Origin of the sequence: Herbaspirillum sp. (assembly GCF_017744395.1) — a bacterium.
Classification (GTDB): Bacteria; Pseudomonadota; Gammaproteobacteria; order Burkholderiales; family Burkholderiaceae_D; genus Herbaspirillum.
Genome location: NZ_JAGIBI010000001.1, coordinates 336,443 through 351,578, shown reverse-complemented (window position 1 = coordinate 351,578; position 15,136 = coordinate 336,443). Strand labels below are relative to the sequence as shown.

Below are 15,136 nucleotides of genomic sequence, written 5' to 3'. Positions count from 1 at the left end.
AGGGGGAAGATTTCCTTTATTTTTATCCAAATTATTGTTCAAAACAAGAAATAAATAATTTATTGTGTAATTTTAAAAATGACCAATAAATTATTACTTTCAATCACCCTTCTGCCTGCCTGGAACCTTGATCGGGCAGGAGCCATTGCCCTTGCCTTGAAGAGTGTTGCTGATTTGCCCGCCAAACCCTTCCCGTCCCATTGGAATCTCTTTTCCCTCATTCGATATGGGAAAATGCGTCCGGCCTTATGCCTGTTTCAGTTCAGCAACCTGCAACCTCAAGAAAAATGAAAAATATTTCGGTCCGATTCGCTATCACCGCCGCCATCACTGTCTTTACCCTGCTGATCCTCGCCAGCCTGGCCGCCGGGATCACCCTGCTTACGCGCTCGAACGAATCGACCGATTTCGTGCATGACACATCGAGCCGGGTCATCCTGATCAACGATGTCTATAAAGACTCTGCCCGTACCCGCGCCGGTTTCGCCCTGGTTTATGCCAACCTGATGAAAAACATCCAGCCGGAATCCTGGTTTTTCGACAATATCAAGACGACCTATGACCGGATGCTCGGCAAGGTGCAGCAATTCGGCAACCTGCCTGTCCTGCCCACCGACGACGCGGCCCTCAGAACCGAGCTGATCGATTCGGCCGGCGCCCTGGCCCGCCTGCTCGACCAGGCCCAGCAGTTGCTCAAATCCGGCGATGCCGAGGCTTATTACAAGCTCAATATCGAGCAGATCGACAAGGCCGGCGGCCGTTTCTCCAAAGCGCTTGAGAAATACCAGAACACCGAGAAAGACAAGGTCAGCCAGACCCAGGACGCCCGTCGCCAGGAGTTCCAGACCATGCGCTGGGCCATGTGGGTATGCCTGGGCATCGCCCTCATCCTCGCCGCGACGGTGCTTTACCTGCTCAGGAGCGTCGTCCTGAAGCCGCTTGACTATGCCGTCGCCCAGCTCGGCCTGGTTGCCCAGGGCGACCTGACCTCCAATATCGAGGTGACCAGCAATAACGAAATCGGCAAGCTGCTGGCGGCCTTGCGCGGCATGCAGCAGAACCTGGCGCAGCTGGTTGCGCAGGTGCACCGGGGCGTCGAGGAAATCAACATCGGTTCCCAGGAAATCGCATTGGGCAATACCGACCTTTCCCAGCGCACCGAGCAACAGGCGGCCTCGCTGGAGGAAACAGCATCGTCCATGGAGCAGCTGGCGTCCAACGTCAAGCAAAACGCCGATAACGCCAGCACTGCCAACCAACTGGCCGCCAACGCCTCGGAAGTCGCCGTGCGCGGTGGCGCGACCGTCGGCGAAGTGGTGTCGACGATGGAGGCGATGTCGGCCAGCTCCAAGAAAATCTCGGAAATCGTCGGCGTCATCGAAGGTATCGCCTTCCAAACCAATATCCTGGCCCTGAACGCCGCCGTGGAAGCAGCCCGCGCAGGCGAACTGGGCCGGGGATTCGCCGTGGTGGCCACGGAAGTGCGCACGTTGGCGCAACGCTCGTCGGTCGCGGCAAAGGAGATCAAGGAACTGATCGAAAGCTCGGTATCCCAAGTCGAAGTCGGCGCCGAGCAAGTCGAGCGCGCGGGCACCACCATGCAAGAGATCGTCAGCGCCGTCCAGCGCGTGACCGACATCATGGGCGAGATCTCGTCGGCTTCAACCGAACAGGCCGAGGGGATCGACCAGGTCAACATCGCCGTGGCGCAAATGGATGAAGTGACCCAGCAGAACGCCGCCCTGGTCGAACAGGCCGCCGCAGCTGCCGCCTCCTTGCAGAACCAGGCCGGCACGCTGCGCAATTCGGTGAGCATTTTCAGGCTGTCGCACCAGCGCTAAGCCGCTGCCGGGGTCAGCGGGCCGAGCCCCCGGTAAATCAAAAAAAATCGCAGCCCGAAGGCTGCGATTTCTGAAAACCCGGCAGTTGCCGCTCAGGCGGTCGTATTCACGTTACGGCCGATATTGGGATTGGCCGGAAGCGGCGGCAATGCCTGCAGCACGCCGATGGCCGCGGCGGCTTGCGTGTTGAGCGCTTTCTTCAGCATCAGCACGTTGACGGCATCGGAGGTCTGCGCCGAGGCAAGGCTGGTTGCCAGCGAAGCAATTTGCGAAACATCCATGAACAACTCCTTGATGGGAAGATCGCTGCCGGCTAAATGGAACCGGCAGTATCTGCATAACGGCATTCAAACCCGTTTCTTTACATCAATCAATGATTTTAAAGGAATAAGGGGAATTTCTTTCATAGCGCATTCGCGTAATTAATCAAGAAGCAATAGAAAAATCTGCGTCCCATCAAGATTTTCGGCTGCCTTCGGACACTCTCCCCCATGCCGCCCACCCGTAAAATTTGCGGAATGAAAACAAAAAAATCGCATCCCGGAGGATGCGATCCAAATCCGTGCACCCAACCGCTGCGCACATGCTGCCTAGGCTATCGTGTTGATGATGCGGCCGATATTGATATTGGCCGGCAGGCGCAAAACCGTCCCGGCGGCGTCGATCGCATCGTCCGCTACACGCTTGGCGACCTTGGTCAGATCCACCCCGACGGACTGCGCCGCCTTGTTGGCCAGCCAGGCGGTTGCCGCGCCGCTGGCGATAGTTGCCATCTCCATGGGAACTCCTTGATTGAAGTGCAACCGAATGCCATCGCATTTACCTTTACGCAATGGCCAAACATGTTAGCGGCAAGCGCCGCCGAACTCTTAACGGCGATTGCATCGTCCTTACCTGACTTTGCATGTGTTAATTTCCGCCAATATCCGATACGGTGAACTTCGCCCCCAGGCTTGCCCCGTTTCCATCCCTGTTTCCATCTTCCCTGCCAAGACTTCATGCTGCCTGCCCTGGAAAAAATTGCCTCCGACCCGCTCTCGACCGACCTCTCCGGCATTCGCGCACTGGTGGCGCGCCTGCGTCCGCCACGCGGCGGCGATCCGGCTTCGGCGCTGGGACAAGTGCTGACGCTCACGCGGCTGCTGCAAGACAATCCGCAATACGCCGCGGCGCTGCGCAGCCATCTGCTGCACCTGTTGTCCGTGCGGCGCCAGGCCAGCCTGTACACCGATACCGGCGTCCTTTCCAACGACGGCTTCTTCCATGAGCTGCGCCGGCGCCTAGTCTACCGCGTGCTGCCGCCGGCGCTGGACGAACGCAACCTGCAAGACTGCCTCGAAATCGTATTTCCCTACGAACGCGACCACCTGTGGCTGCAGGCGGTGCCGTTCGAAGCCTGGGACACCCTGTGGCAAACCGTGGCCGCCGCCGGCCCGACGCCTCCGCTACCTGCCGACCGGGGCAAGACCCTGACCGAACTGCTGCAGGCGATACAGGTGCTTTCCTACCGCATCAGCGCCATCGGCACCGAGCCCGAGCTGATCCGCCTCTACAGCGACGTCAAGGCGTTCGAATCGCCGTTCCTGATGCAGAACGTGGAATTGCATGCCTGGATGGAAAGCTATCGCCGCCGTCTGCAGGATGAGGATGCGCCGGTGGAGGATGCGCTGCATGTGCTGGTGCTGCTGGACCAGTGCCAGGAAGTGGTCGACAAGATCCGCAAGCACGCGCTGCGCATCGGCACCAGCGTATCCCTCACCTACCGCCTGCTGCGGCTGGAGCAGAACCTGCAGCGCCTGCGCCAGTTGCTGGCGCTGGCGGAGCCGGCCGCCGCGGAAGATGTGCAGGAAAAGCGCCGCACCGGCTTCGCGCTGGCGCTGGAACTGGTGGAAGCGCACAACCGCAAGTACACCGTGCGCGGGCTCCTGGCCGGCAACATCCACCTGCTGGCGCGCAACGTCACCGAAAACGCCAGCCGCACCGGCGAGCACTACATCGCCGAGAACCGCCGCGAATTTGGCGCCATGTACCGCTCGGCCGCCGGCGCCGGTTTCATCATCGGCTTCATGGCGCTGGTCAAGATCCTGTTTTCCAAACTGCATGCTGCGCCGCTGGTGGAAGCATTCCTGTTCAGCATGAATTATTCGCTGGGCTTCATGCTGATCCAGGTGCTGCACTTCACCGTGGCCACCAAGCAGCCGGCCATGACCGCCTCGCGCATCGCCGCCGACCTGCACCGCAGCGGCGACAGCCGCAACATCGACATCGAAAGCCTGGTCGACATCATCGTGCAGGTGTTCCGCACGCAGTTCATCGCGGTGCTGGGCAACCTGACGCTGGCCTTCCCGGTCGCCTACCTGCTGGTAAGCGCCTATTTCTACCTGACCGGTTCGCACTTCGTCGATGCCGACAAGGCCGCGCACCTGCTGCACGATCTCGACCCGATCAGCAGCCTGGCGCTGTTCCATGCCGCCATCGCCGGCGTATGCCTGTTCCTGGCCGGGCTGATCTCGGGCTACTACGACAACAAGGCGCTCTACACCCGCATGTCGCAGCGCGTGGTGCGGGCGCGCTGGCTGACCGCCATCGTCGGCCGGCGCCGCGCGCAGCGGCTGGGAGATTACCTGGAAACCGGCCTGGGCGGCCTGATGGGGAATTTCTACTTCGGCATCATGCTGGGCACGATCGGCACCATCGGCTTCATGCTCGGCCTGCCGATCGACATCCGCCACATCACCTTCTCGGCGGCCAACCTGGCCATCGCCATGGAAGCGCTGCAATGGGGTGTGGGCATGCACACTTTCGTGCTGTCGGCGGTAGGCGTGCTGGCGGTGGGCGCAGTCAACCTGTGGGTCAGTTTCGCGCTGGCGCTGTTCGTGGCGCTGCGCTCGAGGCAGGTGCGCTTCCGTCAGGGCGGCAAGCTGCTCAAGGCCTTGTCGGTGCGCTTCCTGAAAAAACCGGGAGCCTTCTTCTGGCCGCCCAAGGATGCGCCGCAAGCGGCGGATGGCGCCACCGATGAGGCGCGCCATCCGTAAAGCCGGCGCGCCTCATCCGCCGCATCAATTGGCCGGCTGCGGCGCCGTTTCCAATTGCTCGTAGACCGAGCTGGCAATGCGCGACAGCTCGTTGCGCGCAATGCCGCCCGACAGCGCATAACCGAACTGGCCGTCGATCCAGTAGAACACGTTGACCTTGCCCTCCTGGGCGAAGCGGAAACCGGTTCCCTGGCTCTGGACCTGGTCGCGCGACACATACAGGGTCAGGCGCTGGCCGCCGGCATCCTGGTACATGAACTGCGCCACCGGCCCGCTCTGCCCCGGCAGCAAGCGCCCGCCGATCAGGTCGTAGCCCAGCGGCGCCAGCTTGGGCGCCCGCACGTTGGCGCCGATGCGGCGCGACAGCCAGGTCACCAGCGCCTGCTCCTGGTCGGCCCCGACCTCGACCGGGCGCCGCATGTCCGGGCTGTAGACGCTATGCGCCACCGCCGCCTGGCGCGCCAGGGTAATCGGCGCCGCCGCCATCCGGGTGCGCGCCCCGGGCATCCATTGCATCACCCCATCCTGGGCGGCATCGTGCAGCAGCCAGCCGCCGGCGCCGCCGATCAGCACCAGTGCCAGCATCGCGGCATAACGCAGCCAAGATGCATTGTTCGCTGCTGCGGTAAGAGGCGTTCGCGCAAAACCGGCCAGCCTCTGCGGCAGGGCTTCGTCCAGCACTTCGTCATAGAGTGCATGCAGCGCTGCGTTTTGCCGCCGGTAAGCGCGCATGCGCGCCAGCGTTTCCTGATGCTCAGGCTCCCGCTCCAGCCAGTCGGCGATCTCGCGCTCGCGCGCAGCGGGCAGCTTGCCGTCGATGTAGGCGTGCAGGTCGTTTTCACTGATTGCCGAGGGTTTCATTTCACCACCTTCAACGACGTCGCCGCGGCAGCCCCATGCGCGCCGCCCTCCATCAGCAGGCGCAAACGCTCGCGGCCGCGCGACAGGCGCGACATCACCGTCCCCACCGGGACGCCGAGCGCTGCCGCCACCTCTTCGTAAGACATGTCTTCCAGCACCACCAGCAGCAGGGTTTCGCGCTGTCCGGCGGGCAACAATTGCAGCGCGGCCTCCAGGTCCAGCGCCAGGCCGTGGTCGGCCGGCATGGCGCCGGCCTCCGGCAAGTCTGCTTCGTCCAGTTCGACCGTGGCCAGCGCGGGCCGGCGGCGCTGGTCCACATACAGGTTGTGCATGATGGCGAACAGCCAGGGACGCATGTCGTCGCTGCGCTGCCATGAGGCCAGCTTTTCCCAGCCGCGCTCCAGGGTATCCTGCACCAGGTCGTCGGCGGCGCTGCGCTCGCCCATCAGCGCGCGGGCGTAGCGGCGCAAACGCGGCAGGCAGGCGAGCATCAGTTGCTCGTCGGCCTGCCGCGCCTGTTCCTGCCTGGCTTTGCGTCCGAACATATGGGATGGAAGGGAGCGTCTCGGGTCGGGCTTATTGCTTGACCACGTGCCAGACGTCCTTGAAGTTGTCGCCGTCGCGGTCGCCCGGCTTCTGGTCTTTTTCGTACAGGTACAGCGGCTTGCCTTCATAGGCCAGCTGGGCGCTGCCGTCTTCGCGGGTGATGCTGGAATACGGCGCTGCCGGCGTGCCCATCGGCATGACCGGCGGCCACAGCTTGGCGCAGGGGCCGTTGCAGGCGCTCTTGCCGCTGTTGGCGGCATCCTTGTCGAAGGTGTAGACGGTCATGCCCTTGCTGTCGGTCAATATGCCGTTCATGGCCTTCACGCCGGCGCCCTGCGCGAATGCGCCCAGCGAGGTGCCGGCGCAAGCCAGCGCGATCAGGGAAGTTGCAAGCAGTCTCATGTCATTTCCTTTCTTGGCCGGGTTGCGCGGTTTGCCATACCCTGACTCGGTATACGCCAGGCATCCCCGATTATTCCAGTCCGGGAAAAATATTTTTAGCTGCGCGGCGCAGTCAGGTAGCCAATCACCGCCGGCAGGATTTCCGGGCGCACGCTGCCGGCGGACAGGCCGCCGGGGCCGGTCAGCACGACGGCGTTGATCAGCGCCTTGAGCATGCGCTGCAGCACGAAGGTCGCCACGTCCAGGTCCGGCGTGGTGAGGCTGCTGCGATGCTTTTCCAGCACGCCGCGGATGGCGTCGAAGAAACGCTGGCGGATCTCGGTGGAGACCGGCAGGTTGTAGGCGGGAAACTCTTCTTCCAGGATGCGGTTGAGTTCGGGTTCGACCAGGTGCGCCGCCACCAGCGCGTTGATCAGCGCCTCGAAGTCGCTGTGCAGCGAACCGGCGCCGTCGATGTGCGCGGCCACGTCTTCGAACAGCGCCAGCATGCGCGTCACATGGCGCTCGCGCAGCGCGAAGATCAGGGCGTCCTTGTTCGGGAAGTACTGGTACAGCGAGCCAACGCTGATGCCGGCCGACTCGGCTACCAGGTTGGTATTGGTCTTGGCGTAGCCACGTTCGACCAGCACGCGCGACATGGCATCGAGAATCGTGTCGACCATCGCCCGGGAACGTGCCTGGCGAGGTTCTTTGCGGGGTTGCAGTTTCATTTTCAGCTTCGGTGAGGAATTCGCCCGTCTCCAACGCGAATTCGCAACATGAGTTATTGTTCGTATCTCAGAGTATAATACAAAAATGAGTTTTTACTCGCCAGCCAATCGCCAACATTTTGCAGCGGACTCGCGTCACAGTTTACAGGCGGCCGGACTTCCACCCCAGCGCCCGCCCCGACGCCTGCCCAGCAAGACGCCACGCCAGGCGAGACAAACCCGCAACCAGTATTAACGAGATCGCAAAGAAACTCGCATCGCCAAAATTTCAACGTGGAGAATTCTATGAAACGCATCATGTCGCCCGCCTTCCGGCCGCGGGCGATCGCCGTTTGCATCACCATGATCGGCCTGGCGGGCCTGTCAGGCTGCGCCAGCTTCAGCGGCATCGGCAGCGACCGGCACATCGCCCAGGCAAACGATTTTGCCACGCAGCGCAGCCTGTCGGACCCGCAACAAGGGAACCCGGGCCAATGGCCCGGTAGCGACTGGGTCAAGCAGTTCGGCGATCCGCAGCTCAACGCCCTGATCGACGAAGCGCTGGCGTCCAGCCCCAACCTGCAGCAGGCGCAGGCGCGCATCGCCGCCGCCGGCGCCCTGGCCGAGGCCCGCGGCGCGCCGCTGCTGCCCAGCGTCAGCGCCGACGCGTCGGTGATCCGCAACCAGTTCTCCAGCACCACCATCTACCCGGAACCGTACGGCGGCAACTGGTTCAACGACAAGAAGGCGATGCTCAACATCGGCTACGAGCTCGACCTGTGGAGCAAGAACCACGCCGCGCTGGCGCAGGCCATCTCCAACGAGAAGGCGGCTGCCGCCAGCGAGCAGGAAGCGCGCCTGGCGCTGACCGCCTCGATCGTCTCGGCCTACAGCCAGTTGGCGGCGCAATACGCGCTGCGCGACATCCTGCAACGCACCGTCGACCAGCGCGAGGCGCTGCAAAAGATCACCATCGAACGCGTGCGCACCGGCCTGGACACCCAGATCGAACGCAACCAGTCGCGCAGCAGCAGCGCCGACGCCCGTGCCCAGCTTGAGCAAATCGAAGGCCAGATCACGCTGACCCGGCAGCAACTGGGCGCGCTCACCGGCCACGGCCCCGACCGCGGCCTGCAACTGGCCGCGCCGCAGATGGCCAACCTGGCCACGCCAGGCCTGCCGGCCGACCTGCCGCTGAATCTGCTGGGCCGCCGTCCCGACATCGTGGCCGCGCGCTGGCAGGTGGAAGCCGCGACCCACGGCATCGACGTGGCCAAGGCGCGCTTTTATCCCGACATCAACCTGAGCGCAACCATCGGCTTCGATACCCTGCTCAATACCAACCCATTCACCGCCGCCAGCAAGACGATCGCCTTCGGGCCGGCCATCAGCCTGCCGATCTTCGAAGGCGGCGCCCTGCGCGCCGGCCTCAAGGGCGAGTACGCCAACTACGACCTGGCCGTGGCGACCTACAACAAGACCCTCAACGACGCCTATGCCGACGTGGCGCGCCAGATCGCCTCGATCCACTCGACCGAGCGCCAGTTGCCGATCCGACGCGAAGCGCTGGAAGCGGCCGAACGGGCCTACCAGTTGGCCAGCGAACGCTATCGCCTCGGCCTGGTGTCGCAACTGACGCTGCTCTCGGCCGAGACCGGCGTGCTGGCGCAGCGCCAGGCCCTGGTCAACCTGGAAGCGGCGCGCCGCGACCAGCAGGTGGCGCTGTACAAGGCGCTGGGCGGCGGCTTCGAGGCCCAGCAGGCCGGCCTGGCGCTGAAACAGCCCTGAACGGATAACGGACACCTATGCCGCCCGCCAAAGCGGCATCTCCAATACATCACTGCAAAGAAAATCAAACGGAGTAATCCATGAGTGAAAGCACTTCCCCGAACGCCACGAGCGCTCCCACCCCAACCGCCAACGGGAATGGCAACGGCAAGCGCAAGCGCCAGTTGTTCCTGCTGACGCTGGCCCTGGTCGTCATCGCCGCCGCCTGCTTCCTGTACTGGTTCCTGCACGGCCGCTTCTTCGAGGAAACCGACGATGCCTATGTCGGCGGCAACATCGTGCAGATTTCGGCCCAGGTCGGCGGCACCGTCACCGCCATCAAGGCCGACGATACCCAGGTAGTCACGGCCGGCCAGCAGCTCGTGACGCTGGACGCGGCCGATACCAAGCTGGCGCTGTCGCAGGCCGAAGCCGCGCTGGCCCAGGCGGTGCGCCAGACGCGCCAGCTGTTCCTCAACAACGACACGCTGGCCGCCAACGTCGACGCCGCCGAATCGAACCTGGCGCGCGCCAAGGACGACTTGCAGCGCCGCCAGGCCGGCGTGGCCTCCGGCGCGGTCTCGGCCGAAGACGTCGCGCACGCCCGCGACGCCTTCAAGAGCGCCACCGCCGCGCTCGACCAGGCACGCGCCGCAGCGGCCGCCAATCGCGCCCTGACCGACCGCACCAGCGTCACGGAGCACCCCAACGTGCAGCAAGCCGCCACCGCCGTGCGCAACGCCTACCTGAACTACGCCCGCGTCAACATCGTGGCGCCGGTGTCGGGCTTCGTCTCCAAGCGTTCGGTGCAGGTCGGCCAGCGCATCGCCGCCGGCAACCCGCTGATGGCCATCGTGCCGCTGGAGCAGATCTGGATCGACGCCAACTTCAAGGAAGGCCAGTTGAAACACATCCGCATCGGCCAGCCGGTTGAAGTGGTGGCCGACATCTACGGCTCCAGCGTGAAGTACAACGGCACCGTGATCGGCTTCTCGGCCGGCACCGGCGGCGCCTTCTCGCTGCTGCCGGCGCAGAACGCCACCGGCAACTGGATCAAGGTGGTGCAGCGCGTGCCGGTGCGCATCGCGCTGGATCCGGAACAGGTGCGCGCGCATCCACTGCGCATCGGCCTGTCGACCACCGCCACCGTCGACATCCACGGCGACGGCAACGCCCTCGAAAACGCCCCTATCAATTACCAGACCAGCGTCTATGAAGACCTCGGCAAGCAGGCCGACGCCATCGTCGAACGCATCATCGGCGACAACGCCAGCGGCCTGCCGGTGCAGAAAAAGAACAAGGCGGCCGTGGTCATCCCGCATACCTGATCCGATAAGCGCTTATGGCTAACAGCCCTGCTCCCTACACCCCGCCGCCGCCGCTGACCGGCACCAACCTGGTGCTGGGCACGCTGTCGGTGTCGCTGGCGGTGTTCATGAACGTGCTCGATTCGTCGATCGCGAACGTGGCGATCCCCACCATTTCGGGCAACCTCGGCGTCTCCGTCGACGAAGGCACCTGGGTAATCACCTCGTTCGCGGCGGCCAACGCGATCTCGATTCCCCTGACCGGCTGGCTGACCCAGCGCCTGGGCGCGGTGCGCCTGTTCGTCGCCTCGGTGCTGCTGTTCGTGCTGGCCTCCTGGCTGTGCGGGCTGGCCCCCACCCTGCCCATCCTGCTGGCCGCACGCGTGCTGCAAGGCCTGGTGGCGGGCCCGATGGTGCCGCTGTCGCAGTCGCTGCTGCTGGGTGCCTATCCCAAGTCAAAAGCCTCGTTCGCGCTGGCGCTATGGGGCATGACGGCGGTGGTGGCGCCGGTGGCCGGCCCCGCCCTGGGCGGCTGGATCACCGACAGCTACACCTGGCCGTGGATCTTCTACATCAACGTGCCGGTGGGCCTGGTCGCGGCCGGCGTCACGCTGGCCATCTACCGCTCACGCGAGACGCCTACCCGCAAGCTGCCGATCGACAAGATCGGACTGGCGCTGCTGGTGACCTGGGTGGCTGCCTTCCAGATCATGCTCGACAAGGGCAAGGACCTGGACTGGTTCTCCTCCTCCACCATCGTCACGCTGGGCATCATCGCCGCTGTCGCCTTCGCCTACTTCATCGTGTGGGAACTCAACAACGACCATCCGGTGGTGGACCTGCGCCTGTTCGGCCGGCGCAATTTCGCCGGCGGCACCATCGCCATCTCGATCGGCTACGGGGTGTTCTTCGGCAACCTGGTGATCCTGCCGCAGTGGCTGCAGCAATACCTGGGCTACCGCTCGATCGACTCCGGCCTGTCGACCGCGCCGATCGGCATCTTCGCGGTGATCCTGATGCCGCTGATCGGGCGCTTCCTGCCGCTGGTCGATGCGCGCAAAGTGGCTACCGCCTCCTTCATCGGCTTCGCCCTGGTGTTCTGGCTGCGCTCCCGCTACAACCTCGACGTCGACCAGTGGACGGTGATCGCCCCGACCCTGCTGCAAGGCATCCCGACGGCGATGTTCTTCGTGCCGCTGACGGTGCTGCTGCTGTCGGGCCTGCCGCCGGAGCGCATCCCGGCCGCGGCCGGCCTGTCGTCCTTCGTGCGCGTGTTCTGCGGCGCGGTCGGCACCTCGATCTCGACCACCGCCTGGAACAACCGCTCCATCATGCACCATGCGCAACTGACGGAGCACGCCACGCCGTACAGCCCCTGGCTGCAGCAATCCGTGAGCAACATCAGCGGCCTGCTGGGCCTGGACCAGCAGCAGACCACCGGCATGATCGAACGCACCATCACGTTCCAGGCGGCGATGCTGGGGATCAACGACATCTTCTATGTCTCGGCGGTGATCTTCCTGGTGATCATCCCGCTGATCTGGGTGATCAAGCCGTCCAAGGGCGGCGCCGGCTCCGCCGAAGCCTCGGCAGCGCACTGACGCTTCCCGGACTGGCCAGGACGATCAACGCAGCCTGGCCAGTCCGTTCTGCAGCCGGACGATGTCGATCAGCTTGCGCAAAGCCGGGTGCGCATGGCGCCGGCTGCTGTAGTACATATGGAAAGGCTCGCTGGGTGCGGCCCACTCGGGCAGCACCACCTCCAGCGCGCCCTCTTCCAGCTCCTTCCTGATCCTTCCCTCCAGCAGGTAGGCAATCCCTACCCCCGCCCTGGCGGCCGCAATCGTGGCGGCCGTATTGTTGATCGTCACCAGCCCCGGCACACGCAAGCGCCGGCTGTTCTTGCCCTTGCCGAATTCCCACTTGTAGCTGGAGTTATCGCCCAGCAGCAACTGGATGCAGTTGTGGCCGGCCAGGTCCTCCAGCGTCTGCGGACGTCCATGCCGCTCCAGATAAGCCGGCGAGGCCGCCGCCACCCAGCGCTGCGCGCGCGTGAGCGGCGCCGTCACCATGCCCTCGGGCACGTAATGCCCATAGCGGATTCCCGCGTCATAGCCTTCGCTGACGATATCGATGGGCTTGTCGTCGACCACCACCGTCAGCTTGACCTGCGGGCATTGCCGGACGAATTCTGGAATGGCTGGCTCGATCAGCAGATGCGCCGCATCGGCGAAGACATTGATGCGCAGCTGGCCCAGGCTGCCGAGCACGGTGCTGTCCAAGCTGCCGAGCGCGGCGCCGATCTTCTCGAAGCCCTCCTCCAGGCGCAGCGCCAGCTCGGCGCCGGCGGCCGTGGGTGCCACTGCGCGGCTGGAGCGGTACAGCAGTTGCGTCGAAAGCTTTTCTTCCAGCCGCTTCATCGCATGGCTGGTGGCCGATGGCGTCAAGCCCAACTGGATCGCCGCGGCCTTGAAACTGCCGGTGCGCAGGATGGTGACGAAGATGCGCAGGTCCGAAAAATCGACGTGATCCAGCAGGGACATTGATGAATTCCATTCATTTCATGAATTAATGTAAATCATCTTAAACCATCCTCCCGCGCGCGTGCCAAGCGGTATAAATGACGGTCTGCCATGGATCGGCCTCGGCATGCCGTGCAAGGCGATCCATGCAATGCCAATGCAAAGGAGCAAGCAACATGAAATCAAGACAGTTCGGCCGCACCGGCGCGGCGGTATCGGAAATCGGCTTCGGCGCCTGGGCCATCGGCGGCTCCTGGGGCGACGTCTCCAGCCAGGATGCCAAGGCCGCCCTGCACGCGGCCCTCGATAGCGGCGTGAGCTTCATCGATACCGCCGATGTCTATGGCGACGGCCGCTCGGAACAGCTCATCGCCCAGGTGCTCAAGGAACGCGGCGGCGCGCGCCCCTTCGTGGCCACCAAGGCCGGCCGCCGGCTCTCGCCCCATGTCGCCGACGGCTACACGAAAGAGAACCTGCAGGCCTTTGTCGAACGCTCGCTGCTCAACCTGGAAGTGGATTGCCTGGACCTGGTCCAGCTGCATTGCCCGCCCACCGAAGTCTATTACCGGCAGGAAGTCTTCGGCGCCATGGACGAGCTGGTCGCCGCCGGCAAGATCCGCCACTACGGCGTCTCGGTCGAGAAAGTGGAGGAAGCCCTCAAGGCGCTGGAGTATCCCAACGTCGCCTCGATCCAGATCATCTTCAACATCTTCCGCCAGCGCCCCAGCGCCCTGCTGATGCGCGAGGCGCAGCGCCGCAACGTCGCCATCATCGCGCGCGTGCCGCTGGCCTCGGGCCTGCTGACCGGCAAGATGTCGGCGCAAACCACCTTTGCCGCCGACGATCATCGCCACTTCAACCGCAATGGCGAAGCCTTCGATGTCGGCGAGACCTTCTCCGGTGTACCCTACGAGGTGGCGCTGGCCGCCGTGGAAAAGATCCGCCGGCTGCTGCCGCAGGATGTACCGATGGCGCAATTCGCGCTGCGCTGGATCCTCATGGAAAGCGGCGTCAGTACCGTCATCCCGGGCGCGCGCAACGTGCAGCAGGCGCAATCCAACAGCGCCGCCAGCGCACTGCCGGAGATCCCGGCACAGCTCATGCAGGCCCTGCGGCAGCTGTATCTGGATGACATCGCCCCCTACGTGCATCAACGCTGGTAATCCCTCTCGACTGACTCAACGACAAGGACAACATGGATCCCATACAACTTGCCATCGCCGGTGTCGGAAAGATCGTCCACGACCAGCACGTCCCGGCCATCCGCGGCAATGCCGGCTATGCGCTGGCGGCCACGGCCAGCCGCAACAACAGCGTCGAGGGCGTGCCCGCCTACAAGACCATGGCCGAGATGCTGGCATCGGACACCCGCATCGATGCCATCTCCCTGTGCATGCCGCCGCAATACCGCTACGAGGCGGCGCGCCAGGCGATCTGCGCCGGCAAGCACGTGTTCCTGGAAAAACCGCCCGGCGCCACGCTGTCCGAAGTCGAATCGCTCAAGGCGCTGGCGGCGGAACGCGGCGTGACCATGCTGGCCAGCTGGCACTCGCGCCATGCGCCGGCCGTGCAGGTGGTCAAGCGCCACCTGCAGGCGCATCGCCCGCGCCGGGTCCGGGTGATCTGGCGCGAGGACGTGCGCCACTGGCATCCCGACCAGGAGTGGATCTGGCAACCGGGCGGGCTGGGCGTGTTCGATCCGGGCATCAATGCCCTGTCGATCGTGACGGAAATCCTGCCGGAGATGATCTTCCTGACCAAGGCGGCCCTGGAAGTGCCGGCCAACAGGCAAACGCCGATTGCGGCGCGACTGGCCTTCACCGACGCGACAGGGACGGAGGTGGAAGCCGATTTCGACTGGCGCCAGACTGGCGAGCAGACCTGGGACATCGTCATCGATACCGACGGCAGCCACCTGCACCTGAAGAAGGGCGGCCACGAGTTGTGGATCGACGGTGCGCAGTGCGCGCTGACGGCCGAGGGTGAGTATCCCTCGCTCTACCGGCACTTCAGCCAATTGATCCGCGGCAAATCCTCGGATGTGGATGTGGCGCCGCTACGGCATGTCGCCGATGCCTTCATGCTGGGGCAGCACATCGTCACGGACGCGTTTATCTGAGAAATCCAAGGAAAGTGCAGCTAGAAAAGACGCAGGCCGCCACGGGT

The 15,136-nt window shown here is 64.2% G+C and carries 15 protein-coding genes; 8 read left to right on the top strand and 7 right to left on the bottom strand.

What is annotated here, in order from left to right; all coding sequences use genetic code 11:
- Positions 1–78: 78 nt before the first annotated feature.
- Entirely contained in the window at positions 79–291 is a 213-nt protein-coding gene (locus J7548_RS01560) for a hypothetical protein (protein WP_290969392.1), read from the top strand.
- Complete coding sequence (locus J7548_RS01555) at positions 288–1,841, top strand: methyl-accepting chemotaxis protein (protein WP_290969390.1); 1,554 nt, start codon at positions 288–290, stop codon at positions 1,839–1,841. Before J7548_RS01560 ends, J7548_RS01555 begins: the two co-directional genes overlap by 4 nt.
- Before the next feature lie 92 nt (positions 1,842–1,933).
- Here J7548_RS01555 and J7548_RS01550 read toward each other — a convergent pair whose 3' ends face one another.
- Both J7548_RS01550 and J7548_RS01545 read right to left on the bottom strand, forming a co-directional pair.
- Entirely contained in the window at positions 1,934–2,122 is a 189-nt protein-coding gene (locus J7548_RS01550; protein WP_290969388.1) for a YjfB family protein, read from the bottom strand.
- Between the two features lie 309 nt (positions 2,123–2,431).
- Complete coding sequence (locus J7548_RS01545) at positions 2,432–2,620, bottom strand: hypothetical protein (RefSeq protein WP_290969386.1); 189 nt, start codon at positions 2,618–2,620, stop codon at positions 2,432–2,434.
- 219 nt (positions 2,621–2,839) lie between these two features.
- Between J7548_RS01545 and J7548_RS01540 the strand changes: the two genes are divergently transcribed.
- The gene (locus J7548_RS01540; protein WP_290969384.1) at positions 2,840–4,876 is read left to right on the top strand and encodes a site-specific recombinase; all 2,037 of its coding nucleotides are present in this window, start codon (positions 2,840–2,842) and stop codon (positions 4,874–4,876) included.
- A gap of 24 nt (positions 4,877–4,900) precedes the next feature.
- Here J7548_RS01540 and J7548_RS01535 read toward each other — a convergent pair whose 3' ends face one another.
- The 4 genes from J7548_RS01535 to J7548_RS01520 all read right to left on the bottom strand — a co-directional run bounded on the left by J7548_RS01535 (position 4,901) and on the right by J7548_RS01520 (position 7,395).
- Positions 4,901–5,737, bottom strand: a complete 837-nt coding sequence (locus J7548_RS01535; protein WP_290969382.1) for an anti-sigma factor — start codon at positions 5,735–5,737, stop codon at positions 4,901–4,903.
- Positions 5,734–6,282 (bottom strand): RNA polymerase sigma factor, encoded by a 549-nt coding sequence (locus J7548_RS01530; protein WP_290969381.1) that lies wholly within the window; start codon positions 6,280–6,282, stop codon positions 5,734–5,736. The genes J7548_RS01535 and J7548_RS01530 overlap by 4 nt, the downstream gene beginning before the upstream one ends.
- A 31-nt stretch (positions 6,283–6,313) precedes the next feature.
- Complete coding sequence (locus J7548_RS01525) at positions 6,314–6,685, bottom strand: hypothetical protein (RefSeq protein ID WP_290969379.1); 372 nt, start codon at positions 6,683–6,685, stop codon at positions 6,314–6,316.
- A 95-nt stretch (positions 6,686–6,780) separates the two neighbouring features.
- A complete protein-coding gene (locus tag J7548_RS01520; protein WP_290969377.1) occupies positions 6,781–7,395 on the bottom strand; it encodes a TetR/AcrR family transcriptional regulator in 615 nt (204 codons plus the stop codon).
- Between the two features lie 285 nt (positions 7,396–7,680).
- Between J7548_RS01520 and J7548_RS01515 the strand changes: the two genes are divergently transcribed.
- From J7548_RS01515 to J7548_RS01505, 3 genes are all read left to right on the top strand, one after another.
- Positions 7,681–9,162, top strand: a complete 1,482-nt coding sequence (locus J7548_RS01515; protein WP_290969376.1) for an efflux transporter outer membrane subunit — start codon at positions 7,681–7,683, stop codon at positions 9,160–9,162.
- A gap of 80 nt (positions 9,163–9,242) precedes the next feature.
- Positions 9,243–10,469 carry an HlyD family efflux transporter periplasmic adaptor subunit gene (locus J7548_RS01510; protein WP_290969374.1) on the top strand — a complete coding sequence of 409 codons (1,227 nt, stop codon included), beginning with the start codon at positions 9,243–9,245 and terminating at the stop codon, positions 10,467–10,469.
- Between the two features lie 14 nt (positions 10,470–10,483).
- Positions 10,484–12,049 (top strand): DHA2 family efflux MFS transporter permease subunit, encoded by a 1,566-nt coding sequence (locus J7548_RS01505; protein ID WP_290969372.1) that lies wholly within the window; start codon positions 10,484–10,486, stop codon positions 12,047–12,049.
- A gap of 24 nt (positions 12,050–12,073) precedes the next feature.
- Here the strand turns inward: J7548_RS01505 and J7548_RS01500 are convergent, their stop codons facing one another.
- Entirely contained in the window at positions 12,074–12,991 is a 918-nt protein-coding gene (locus J7548_RS01500; RefSeq protein WP_290969370.1) for a LysR family transcriptional regulator, read from the bottom strand.
- Between the two features lie 155 nt (positions 12,992–13,146).
- On the opposite strand from J7548_RS01500, the gene J7548_RS01495 reads away from it, so the two are divergent.
- Complete coding sequence (locus J7548_RS01495) at positions 13,147–14,133, top strand: aldo/keto reductase (RefSeq protein ID WP_290969368.1); 987 nt, start codon at positions 13,147–13,149, stop codon at positions 14,131–14,133.
- A 32-nt stretch (positions 14,134–14,165) separates the two neighbouring features.
- Positions 14,166–15,089 carry a Gfo/Idh/MocA family oxidoreductase gene (locus J7548_RS01490; RefSeq protein ID WP_290969365.1) on the top strand — a complete coding sequence of 308 codons (924 nt, stop codon included), beginning with the start codon at positions 14,166–14,168 and terminating at the stop codon, positions 15,087–15,089.
- The last annotated feature ends 47 nt before the right edge of the window (positions 15,090–15,136 follow it).